This is a genomic window from Streptomyces sp. NPDC047841 (assembly GCF_040704085.1).
GTDB classification, from domain to species: Bacteria; Actinomycetota; Actinomycetes; order Streptomycetales; family Streptomycetaceae; genus Streptomyces; species Streptomyces argyrophylli.
This window is the reverse complement of the sequence record NZ_JBEYRP010000035.1, coordinates 66,685-77,958: the sequence shown is the minus strand read 5'-3', so window position 1 is coordinate 77,958 and position 11,274 is coordinate 66,685. Positions and strand designations below refer to the sequence as shown.

Sequence of the window (11,274 nt, the reverse complement as noted above, 5' to 3'; positions counted from 1 at the left end):
TGCATGGCGCTCGGCATCGAACTGGCCGTCGACTCGGCCTGGGGCGCGACGGCCGGCGCTCAGCGGCCGCCGATCGGTGTCCGGCCGGTCACACGGCCAGCTCCTCGGCGAACCCGAGGTGCCCCAGGAACTCCCGGACCGCGGCGGTGGCGGAGTCCGCGTTGGCCGTCAGGACGAATCCGGAGCCGCTCTCGGTGTCGACGAAGGAGAAGCAGCGCGCTCCGGTCGGTTCACCGATGTGCCCGAACCACCTGCGTCCCGAGCTGTCCCGGAGCATGGTGCCCAGCCCGTACACGCCCTCCGCGACGGGGTCGGTCAGGGCCTTGGCCAGGTCGGGGCCGAGCAGGAGCGGGTTCCTTCCCGCGCCCGCTCGCCAGATCTCCAGCTCGAGTGCCGCCAGGTCCGACGGGGTGGTCCACAGGCCCGAGCCCGCCAGCTCCGGGGTGACCCGCCAGCCGCCGCGGTGGGGACGTCCCTGGTGGTCGTGGCCCGCGGCGATCTCCCGGCCACCGGCCGGCACCCGCGCGGAGAAGACCGTGTTCCGCAGTCCCAGCGGTGCGAACAACCGGGTGCGGGCCAGCTCCGCGAACGGCTGCCCCGCGGCGTCCTCCAGCGCCTGCTGCACGACGGCGTAACCGGCGTTCGAGTACCGGTAGCGCCCCACGCCCCCGGGGTCGGCCCGGAAGACGGGCGGCTGTCCGGGGCGGCCTCCCATGAGTTCCGCGAGTCCGGGCACGGGCAGGTCGGCGGGGAAGTCGCGGCCGGGCTTCACCTCGAGGCCGGCGGTGTGGCTGAGCAGGGCCCGCAGCGAGGGGGCGGCGTGCCCCGGGGCGCCCGCCACCCGCCAGGTGTCCAGGTGGTCGTTGACGTCCCGGTCCAGGTCCAGCACGCCGTCCTGTGCCAGCAGAACGGCCAGCAAGGCGGTGACGTGCTTGGCGAGCGAGCCGGCCTGGAAGAGCGTGTCCGTGGTGACCGGAGCGGACTCACCGCGCCGTTTGTCGCCCCAGGACCAGGTGGTGCGTACCTCTCCGTCGGCGATCAGGGCCGCGCCGGCCCCGGGGACACGGTGGGCGGCCAGCGCCCGCAGCAGTTCTCCGTCCTCGGGCCGCAGCCGGTCCAGGAACTCCCCGACGGTCCGGCACGTGCCCGCACCCGGCACGGAGTCCGCGGCGATCGCCTCGATGGTGCGCTGCTCGATGATCTGCCGGACCGTCACCGCGAGTCCGGCGGCCCTGGCCCGGGTCATCACCAGCAGGGACCGGATGGAGTCGCCGCCCAGCTCGAAGAAGTCGTCCCGCACACCGACCCGTCGGACCTCCAGCACCTCGGCCCAGATCGCCGCCAGGACGCGCTCCTGGGGGGTGCGGGGCGCGAGGAACTCCCGCTCGTCCGTGAGGGAACCGCCCTCGACGGCGGGCAGGCGGTTGCGGTCGACCTTTCCGTTCGGGGTGAGCGGCAGGCCGGCGAGCGTGACGAAGGCGTGGGGCATCATGGGCGCCGGGAGTGTGCGGGCCAGGAGCGGACGCAGTTCCGCGGCCCCGGCCTGCCGGCCCTCGCGCGGCACGACGTACGCCACCAGGCGGACCTCCCCCCGCGCGTCCCGCGACGCCACGACCACGCCCTGTTCCACCGCGGGGTGCGCGGCGAGGGCGGCCTCGATCTCTCCCAGTTCGATGCGGTGGCCCCGCACCTTCACCTGGCTGTCCATCCGGCCGAGGAAGTCCAGCCGGCCGTCGGGCAGCAGCCGTGCCCGGTCTCCCGTGCGGTAGAGGCGCTCCCCGGGCGCCCCGTACGGGTCGGGCACGAAGCGCTCCGCGGTCAGGGCGGCGCGGCCCAGGTAGCCGCGGGCGACGCCGCGGCCGCCGATGAACAGCTCCCCGGGCACCCCGACGGGGACGGGGCGCAGCTCGGCGTCGAGCAGATGGACCCGCTCGCCGGGCAGCGGACGGCCGATGCGCACGGTGCCGTCGCTCGTGACGACCCGCTCGGCGGTCGACCACACGGTGGTCTCGGTCGGTCCGTAGACGTTCCACAACTGCCGGCACCGCGAGCCGAGGGCCGCCGCCAGCGTCGTCGGCAGCGGTTCGCCGCCGCACAGGGCCACGGCCGACGGGTCGTCGAAGCCGCCGACCAGCAGCACGCGCCAGCCCGAGGGTGTCGCCTGCACATGGCTGACCCGCTCGGCGCGGAGGAGCGCCACGAGGGTGTCCGGGTCCGCCGCCGCGGCCGGAGGGGCGACCACCATGCGGGCGCCGGTGATCAGGGGCAGGAAGATCTCCAGCGCGGCGATGTCGAACGAGATCGACGTCAGGCTCAGCCAGGTGTCGGTGCGGCGGCTGCCCAGCAGGTCGCGCATGGCGCCCAGCAGGTGCGCGAGGGAGCGGTGCTCGACCCCCACTCCCTTGGGCCTGCCCGTCGAGCCCGAGGTGTAGATGACGTAGGCGAGGTCCTGGCTCCGGGGGCGGGGCGGCAGGTCGTCCGTCGGCTTCCGCGGGCCGTACGGCGGCTCCCAGGGCAGGTCCACGTCGAGGGAGGGAACCGCGCAGCCGGGAACGGGCGGCAGCGTGCTGTGCGTGAGCAGCAGTGCCGCGCCGGAGTCCGCCAGGACGTACGCGCGCCGTTCGTCCGGGTATGCGGGGTCCAGCGGCAGATAGGCGGCGCCGGTCTTGAGCACCGCCAGCAGGGCCACCACCGTGTCCAGGGAGCGCGGCAGGTGGACGGCCACCAGGCTGCCCGGGACGACCCCCGCGCGGCGCAGCCGGCGGGCCAGCCGGTCCGCGTCGGCGTCGAGTTGCGCGTAGCTCGTCGTGGAGTCCTCGAAGGTCACGGCGACGGCCTGCGGGGTCTCCCGCACCCGGGCCGCGAACAGGTCGACGACCGTCGGGCCGGGCTCGGGAGCCCCGCCCGGGTCACCGCCGGTCGCGAGCTGCCGCAGTTCCTCCCGCGACAGTACGGACAGCTCGCCCAGGGTGGTGCCGTCCGCCGCCGAGGCCATCTGCTCAAGGACCTGGGCGAAGTGTCCGAGCATCCGCTCGGCGGCGCCGGAATCCACCTGGTCCGGCGCGTAGTTGAGGGTCAGCACGAGTCGGTCGCCCAGATCGGCCCGCATCATCAGCGGGTACCCCGGCTGTTCGCTGCCTCCCGTGGCGGCGATGTCGAGTCCGGTGGGCGGTCGCCGGTCTTCGACCGCGCCCGCGTCGGTGAAGACGAGGATGCTGTCGAACAGCCGCCGGCCGCCGGGGACCGGGGTGTGCCGCTGGATCTCCGACAGCGAGCTGTAGCCGTACCGCTGGGCCTCGGTGAGCTGGGTGTGCACCTGCCGCAGCCATGCCGTGACCGGCTGGTCCTCCGCCACCTGGACGCGGGTGGGCAGTGTGTGGATGAGCAGGCCCACCATGCGGTCCACACCCGCGACGCCCGACATCCGGTCGGTGAGGGTGCTGCCGAACAGCACGTCGGGCTGGCCGCTGTACCGGGCCAGCAGCAGACCCCACGCCGCTTGGAGGATGGTGTTGAGGGTGATGCGGTTGTCCCGGGCGAGGGCCTGCAGCGCCTCGGTGACCTGTGCGGGCGGCGTCAGCGGCCGGGTCGTCACCGCTCCCCCGGGCTCCGACGTGGTCGCCGCCACCACGGGCAGGGCGGTCGGGCCGCTCAGCCCCTCCATGGCCCGCTGCCAGTAGGCGCGCGCCGCCGCCGGGTCCTGCTCCCGCAGCCATGCGATGTGGCGCCGGAACGGTGTCGGCTCGGCGAGTGCCGGTACCGGTTCCCCGCGCCGCAGGGCCTCGTAGCACACGTACACCTCGTCGAGGACGAGCGAGACGCTCCAGCCGTCGAGCAGGACGTGGTGGTTCTGCCAGGCGAGCAGGTGGCTGTCCCGGCCGGTGCGGATCAGGTAGAGGCGGTGCGCGGGCACCCGTTCCAGGTCGAAGGGCTCGACGCGTGCCGCGGCGAGCAGGTCCGCGAACCGCTGGTCGGTGTCGTGTCCGGCGTCCGCCCAGTCCTCCCGCACCACCGTCATCGGCGCGTGGCGATGGACGATCTGCAGGGGCTCGGGGACGCCGTCCCACGCGAAGGTCGTCCGCAGGGCGGCGTGCCGGTCGGTCACGTGCTGCCAGGCGGCCAGGAAGGCGTCGGTGTCCAGTCGGCCGGTGATGCGCCAGGTGAGCTGGGTGACGTAGTCGCCCCGGCCGGGGTGGTGCAGGGTGTGGAACAGGAGTCCGGACTGCAGCGGCGACAGGGGGTAGACGTCCTCGATCCGGCGGGCGTCGCATCCGCTGAGCAGCGCGTCCAGCGCCTGCTGTCCGAGGCCGGCGAGCGGGAAGTCCGAGGGGGTGGCCCCGCCGGCACCGGAGGTGCAGTGGTCGATGAGGATCTCCAGCCGCCGGACGAAGTCGTCGGCGAGCCGTTGCACGGTCGCCCGGTGGTGCGCGCCCGTGCCGTAGGTCCACCAGACGCGCAGCTCGCCGTCCATGACGGCGGCGGTCACGTCGATCAGGTGCGGGCGGACGCCACCGGCGCCGGCCTCGGCTCCGACCGGGCTCAGCCGGCGCAGTCGCGGTCCTGTCCCCGTGTGCTGTTCCTGGGTGTCCACACGGCCGTGGTAGTTGAAGCTCACCTGCGGCTCGGCGTAGCGGCTCAGCACGGCGGAGGTGTCCGGCCGCAGGTAGCGGGCGAGCCCGTAGCCGATGCCGCTGTGCGGGATGAGCCGGAGCTGTTCCTTGACCGTCTTCAGGGCCGCTGCCGGATCGTCCTCGCCCGGCAGACCGAGATGGACCGGGTGGATGCTGGTGAACCAGCCCACGGTGCGGGACAGGTCGATGTCGTCGAAGAGCGGCTCGCGGCCGTGGCCCTCCAGATGGACCGAGGCCGTCCGGGCGCCGGTCCAGCCGCACAGGGTCTGGGCCAGCGCGGTCAGCAGGACGTCGTTGACGCGGGTGCGGTAGGCGGCCGGCACCTGCTGCAGGAGCGCCGTCGTGGCGGCCCGGGGCAGCACCGCGAGCAGTCGGGCGGACGCCTCCTCGGTGTTGTCGCCGCCGGAGAGGTCGACCGGCAGGGGCTCGGCGTCGCGTGCGTGCGCCGTCCAGAAGGCGGCCTCGGCGGAGAACCCGCTGCCGCGGGCGTGGTCCTTGAGGCGCTCGGCCCAGGCGCGGTAGGAGGTGGTCTTCGCGGGGAGCGCCGCTTCGGCGCCGGCCGCCAGCCGTTCGTAGGCGAGGGCGAGGTCCTCCAGCAGCACACCCCAGGAGACGGTGTCCACCGCTATGTGGTGGACCGCCCAGAACAGCTGGTCCGGGCCGTCCCCGCCCGTCCGGAACAGCACAGCCCGAACGATCGGGCCGTGTGTGAGGTCCATCGCGGCGTGCGCCCGGTCGGCCTCCTCCTCGACGACGCGGTCCCGGTCCCGAGCCGGCACGCCCGCGAGGTCCACCACACGCAGCGGTCCGCCCTCCTCGCGTTCCGCGATGTGCTCGCTCCAGCCGCTTCCGTCGCGGACCAGTCGCAGGCGCAGCGCGTCGTGATGGGCGGTCACCGCGTCCAGGGCGGCGGCCAGCAGCGCCGGATCGGGGCTCGGCGACCAGGCAAGCCGTACGGCCTGGTTGTGGTGGTGGTGGGGCCAGTCGAGGGCGGTGAACCAGTGGTGCACCGGGGTCAGTTCGACGTCGCCGCTGACGGTTCCCTGCTCGGCCTGGATCGCGGTGCCGGTGCTCTCCCCGGCGTCGTCGACGGCCGCGGCGAGCTGGGCGACGGTCTGGTGCTCGAACAGGTCCCGCGGCGTGGTGCGCAGACCGGCCTTGGCCGCCTCGGCGACGGTGCGGATCGCCATGATCGAGTCGCCGCCGAGTTCGAAGAAGTTGTCGTGGACCCCGACGGCCCCGACCCGCAGCACGCGGGCCCAGACGTCCGCCAGCACGCGCTCGGTCCGGTTGCGCGGTGCCACGCGGGTGTCCGCCCCGGCCGGGTCGGCGGGGGCGGGGACGGGCAGCAGACCGCGGTCGACCTTGCCGTTGGCCTTCAGCGGCAGCTCCTGCAGCGGCACGAACACCTGGGGCACCATGTAGGCGGGCAGGGCCTGGCCCACGTGGTCACGCAGTTCCTGCACGTCGGGCCGGCCGGACTCGGCGGCCACGGTGTAGGCGACCAGTCTCTTGTGCCCCGGAGCGTCCTCCACGGCGGCGACCGCGGCCTGGGAGACCTTCGGGTGGGTGAGGAGCCGGGCCTCGATCTCGGCGAGTTCGATCCGGAAGCCGCGTACCTTGACCTGGTTGTCGATGCGGCGGATGAAGTCGAGGGTGCCGTCGGGCCGGTAGCGCACGAGGTCGCCCGAGGCGTACATCCGGGCTCCGGGTACGTCGCTGAAGGGATCGGGGACGAAGCGCTCCGCGGTGAGGTCCGGCCGGCCGAGGTATCCGCGGGCGACGCCGTCGCCGCCGGTGTAGAGCTGGCCGGGGGTGCCGACGGGGACCGGGCGCAGGTCCTCGTCCAGCACGTAGACGGTCGTCTGCTGGATCGGGCGGCCGAGCGTGACCCTGGTGCCGACCTGCTCCGGGTCCGTCAGCGGCTGGCAGGTGGTGAACGTGGTGTTCTCCGTCGGCCCGTAGCACGCCACCGCGGTCAGCCCCGGGTGCCTGAGCAGCGGTGCGCGCATGGCCTCGGGCGACAGCACGTCACCGCCCGTCAGGACGTAGCGCACGCCGGCGAAGGCGTCGGCGTCGTACTCGACCATCTGGTGGAACAGCCCGGTGGTGAGCCAGGACACGGTGACCCGGTGCTCGCGCAGCAGCGCGCCGATGTCGGCGACGCCGAGCTGTCCCGGCGGCGCGACGACCAGTCGGGCGCCGTTCAGCAGGGCTCCCCACAGCTCCATCGTGGAGGCGTCGAAGGCCACCGGCGCGAGCTGGAGGAGGGTGTCGTCCGGACCGATCCGGGCGTAGACCGGCTCGTGCACCAGGCGGACGACGGACCGGTGGGAGACCATGACGCCCTTGGGGGCGCCGGTGGAGCCCGACGTGTAGCTGATGTACGCCAGCGAGAGCGGCCCGGCCGCGCAGGGCGGCGGCGCGGACGGCTGCCGGCGCAGTTCGGCGGCCACCTCGGCAGCGTCCAGGTCGAGGGTGCGCACGCCGTGGCCCGTGGGTGTCGTGGCGGTGCCGTCCGGGGCGGCGGAGGCGACGACGAGCAGCCCGGCCCGGCTGTCCGCGAGCAGCGCCTCGTTGCGTTCGAGGGGGTTCGCCGCGTCGAGGACGAGGTAGGCCGCGCCCGCCTTGAGCACCGCGAGCAGGGTCACGACGAGTTCCAGGGAACGCGGTACCGCCACCGCGACCGGGGTGTCCGCCGTCGCCCCGTGGGCCCGCAGCAGGTGGGCGAGGCGGTTGGCGGCCCGGTCCAGCTCCGCGTACGTCATCGTGGCCCGGCCGGCGACGAGTGCCACCGCGTCCGGGGTGCGCCGGCAGACCTGGTCGAACAGGTCGGGCAGCGTGAGGCCGGCCGGGTAGGGGCGGCGGGTGTCGTTCCAGTCGCGGGTCATGACGGCCGTCTCGGCGGGCGAGAGCAGACCGATGCCCGCGAGGGGGGCGGAGGGGTTCCCGGTGACCTGCTCCAGCACGGTGACCAGGTGGCCGAGGAGCCGCTCGCCGGTGTCCGCGTCGAAGAGGCTGGCCTCGCTGACCAGTTCCAGGTCGATGGTCTCGGGGCCTGTCACCGCCGACAGCAGCAGGTCGACCTTGGGCGAGGCGGTGTCACCCGGCAGGTGCTCGGCTTCCAGCCCCGGCAGGTCCCAGGCGTCGGCTCCTGCCTCCGTGCACTGGAAGAGGACCTGGTAGACGGGGTTGCGGGCCGGTTCGCGGGGATGGCCGAGGGCCGCCACCACCTCTTCGAAGGACACGTCCTGGTGGTCGAGCGCGCCGAGGACGGCGGCGTTCACCTGCGCGGTCAGCTCGGTGAAGGACGTGGCGGCGCCGAGGTCGACGGGAATGGCGACGGTGTTGACGAAGAGTCCGACCAGCGACTCGACCGCGGCCGTCCCGCGGCCGGAGACCGCGGCCCCGACGGCGAAGCGCTGCTGCCCGGACCACCGGCCCAGCAGGAGTTCGAGGCCGGTGAGCAACTGGGTGAAGAGCGTCGTGCCGTGCTGCCGTGCCAGCCGGCGGACCGCCTGGCTCAGCTCGGGGGTGAGTCTGCGGCGGGCGCTGTGTCCGCGGTGGGAGAGCCGGCGCGGCCGCTCGTGGTCCGTCGGCAGTTCCAGCACGGCGGGCACGTCGCGCAGCGCGGCCCGCCAGTAGTCGAGTTGTCCCGCGGCCAGTCCGGCCTCCATGCGGTCCGCCTGCCACTGCGCGTAGTCGCTGTAGCGCAGCGCCGGCGGCTCGGGCGCGGGCGTCCCCTCCAGCCGGGCGCGGTAGAGCGCGCTGAGGTCGGTGGCGATCAGCCCCACGGTCCATCCGTCGCCGACCAGGTGGTGCATGTTGAGCATCAGGAGGCTCTCGGTCTCGTCGACGACGATCAGCAGGGCCCGGAACAGGGGGCCGGTGCGCAGGTCGAACGGGCGGTCGCGCTCCGCCGCCACCAGGGCCTGGGCCGCCGCCTGCCGTTCGGCGGCGGGCAGGACGCTCAGGTCGTGGACGGCCAGCCGGTCCTGCCAGACGGGCTGGACGCACTGCCGCGGCTCGTCGGTGAAGGTGACCCGCAGTGCCTCGTGGCGGTCGGCGAGATCCGCGACGGCGTGGCCCAGGGCGGCTCGGTCGACGGTGCCGCGCAGCCGGACCACGTGGTCGAGCCCGTACACCGAGTTGTCGGTGAGGAGCTGGTCCATCACCCACATGGCGTGCTGGGCGGGGGTCAACGGTGCCGGCCCCGTGTCCTTTCTCCTCGGGATGCCCGGCCGGCCGCCGCCCGTCCCGCCGCCCCGGCCCCGCAGCCGTTTCCGCAGGAGCGCCTCCCGGACGGCGTCCGCCTGGCGCGATCCGGTGTCCTTGCCGCTGGTGCCCACTGTCTTGCCTCCTGTGATCGTCGCAACGAGGTGGTGCCGCCGTCCGTCCGCCGGGTGGGCTGCCGGGCCCGGCCGAGGGGGCTGGATCAGGTCTGCCGGCGTCCGCCGGTGCCGAGAACGGCCGTGGTGGCTCCCGCGATCTCTCCGCCGTCGACCACGAGTTCCTGGCCGGTGACGAAGCGCGCCCCGTCGGACGCGAGGAAGAAGAACGCCTCCGCGATCTCCTCGGGAGCCGCGTGCCGGCCCGCCGGTATCCGGGCGTTGACCTCGGCGAGCATCTCGTCGCTGTACTCGGCCAGTTGCATGGGGGTCAGGACCGCGCCAGGAGTCACACAGGCCGTGCGCACCGACGGGCTCAGCTCGATCGCGAAGGTCTGGCACAGGGAGGCGACGGCGGCCTTGGTGGCGTTGTAGTCCGCGTAGAAGGGGTATCCGCGGCTGCCGTTCACCGAGGCCGTGGCCAGCAGGACGCCGTGCCCCTGGCGGACCATGTACGCGGCCGCGTGGCGCCAGAGGGCCAGTACGCCGAGGAAGTTGACGTCGGTGGTCCGCCGGGCCTCGGCCTCGGTCAGCTCCAGGACGCCGTGCCGGACGCTGATGCCCGCGTTGGCGATGACCACGTCGAGCCGTCCGGTGGCGGTGTGCACCGCCGTGACGGCCTCCCCGACGGCCGTCCAGTCGCTGACGTCCACCTCGAGCCATTCGGAGCGGGGTGAGGCGCCGGTGGGTTCGCGTACGTCGAGGTTGACGACGTGGTCGCCCGCGCGGGCGAACCGCTCGGCCGTGGCCTGGCCGATGCCGCTCGACGCACCTGAGATGATGACTGTGCGCATGATGCCTCCAGCTCGTGGACAGCTGCGGCCCTACAGGCCCGCTCGCGGGTGGGTTCGGCCGTTCCGCCGGCCGGAGCGCGGCGGAACGGAGTGGGCAATACCGCTCAGAACAGGACGCGGTGGTCGTCCGCGTCGCGGTCGGAGTATCCGGGGCGCAGGTTGCGGCTGACGGTCAGCTTCTTGAGCCAGCGGTCGGTGCCGTCGTAGCGGACCTGGAACGGCCGGCGGCCGTGGACGGCCAGGTGGTTGTCGACCACCAGGAGGCTGCCGGGGCCGATCGGGACGTCCTGCTGGACCCGTTCGAGTTCGCTCATCAGGTTCCGCACCGCCCGCCGGGCCTCGGTGTCGCCGTCGGCGCAGCGGGTGAAGGGCAGGTCGATGCGCAGGTACGGGTTCAGCCGGTGCCCGAAGAGGATCGCCACCGGTTCCGGCCGCTCCAGCATGAGCTGTGCCTCGCGCAGCGCCGGATGGTCGGGGGCCCGCTCGGCCAGCTGCCGGACGTGTTCGTCGTCGGGCACGATGTGGAACCGGCGCTGGCTGAGGATCTCCCGGTCCCGGTCGTCGAGCCGGATGTCCCGCACCGAGGACAGGATCGTCGGCACCCGGTCGTGGTTGCGCATGCCCAGCAGCATCAGGTAGTCGCACCGCCGGGGGTGGAAGCCGTCCTCGGTGTGGAACTCCAGGAGGGTCTCGCTGCCGTGGCCGCTCTGGCGCCGTTCGTCCCCCTGGATCGGCAGGATGTTCTGCACCAGGCTGCCGGCCTGCAGGGTGGCCCAGGTGAACGGCTCTCCCAGGACCAGGCCGCACAGTCCGAGGAGGATCTCCTGGTCCCTGGTGGTCTTGGACTCGCCTGCCAGTTCCCAGTTCGCCGGGGTCGGGCCGATCTCGGCGTCGTCCACGGGGAATCCGTGGATCAGGCAGCTCGCGGCGGGCTCGGTGCGCCGGAACTCCACGAGGAACGTCCGCAGGCCGCGCGGCAGTTCCTCCGCCGCGGTCCACAGGGTGTCGTAGAAGCGGGTGGCGGTGGGTGCCACGTCGATGTCGCGGAGACCCTCCAGCAGCGTCTCCAGCTCGGCGATCTCGCCGGCGCTCAGGGCGTACTCGGCAGGGGTGTCAAGGCTGGCCATTTCTCACCTGATCTCGAAGTGGGTTTCTCGGGCTACCGGCCGAGGGCGTCGCGGGGAACGTCCTCGGCCGCGTCCATGGCGTCCCGGAGGCTCCTGGGCCTCATGTCGGTCCACACCTCCTCGATGTGCCGGAGGCACTCCTCCTTGGGGCGCGCGTCGCCTTCGGCGCGCCAGCCGTCGGGAATCCGTCGGCCGGCCGGCCAGATGGAGTACTGCTCCTCGTCGTTGACCACGACCAGGTAGGGGTTCGCACGGGTCTGCGGCATCGCGGTTGTCCTTTCGGTGAGCGGGTCCGGTGTCCGGGGGAGTCCGGGCGCCCGGGAGGTCGCGCGGG

General features: G+C 73.6%; 4 protein-coding genes. All 4 read right to left on the bottom strand.

The genetic code is table 11. The annotated features are described in order from the left end of the window. Positions 1 to 88 precede the first annotated feature (88 nt). On the bottom strand, positions 89 to 8,980 hold the full coding sequence (locus tag AB0947_RS37500; protein WP_366754864.1) for an amino acid adenylation domain-containing protein: 8,892 nt from the start codon (positions 8,978 to 8,980) through the stop codon (positions 89 to 91). A gap of 86 nt (positions 8,981 to 9,066) precedes the next feature. After that, on the bottom strand, positions 9,067 to 9,813 hold the full coding sequence (locus tag AB0947_RS37495; protein ID WP_366754863.1) for an SDR family oxidoreductase: 747 nt from the start codon (positions 9,811 to 9,813) through the stop codon (positions 9,067 to 9,069). A gap of 104 nt (positions 9,814 to 9,917) precedes the next feature. After that, the gene (gntD, locus tag AB0947_RS37490) at positions 9,918 to 10,940 is read right to left on the bottom strand and encodes a guanitoxin biosynthesis L-enduracididine beta-hydroxylase GntD (RefSeq protein WP_366754862.1); all 1,023 of its coding nucleotides are present in this window, start codon (positions 10,938 to 10,940) and stop codon (positions 9,918 to 9,920) included. Between the two features lie 32 nt (positions 10,941 to 10,972). Next, positions 10,973 to 11,206 carry an MbtH family NRPS accessory protein gene (locus AB0947_RS37485; RefSeq protein WP_366754861.1) on the bottom strand — a complete coding sequence of 78 codons (234 nt, stop codon included), beginning with the start codon at positions 11,204 to 11,206 and terminating at the stop codon, positions 10,973 to 10,975. Between the last annotated feature and the right edge of the window lie 68 nt (positions 11,207 to 11,274).

Bases quoted from the DNA above. Each gene is read 5' to 3' on its own strand.
- AB0947_RS37495 (WP_366754863.1), bottom strand. From the start codon at position 9,813: ATGCGCACAGTCATCATCTCAGGTGCGTCGAGCGGCATCGGCCAGGCC.
- gntD (WP_366754862.1), bottom strand. From the start codon at position 10,940: ATGGCCAGCCTTGACACCCCTGCCGAGTACGCCCTGAGCGCCGGCGAG.
- AB0947_RS37485 (WP_366754861.1), bottom strand. From the start codon at position 11,206: ATGCCGCAGACCCGTGCGAACCCCTACCTGGTCGTGGTCAACGACGAG.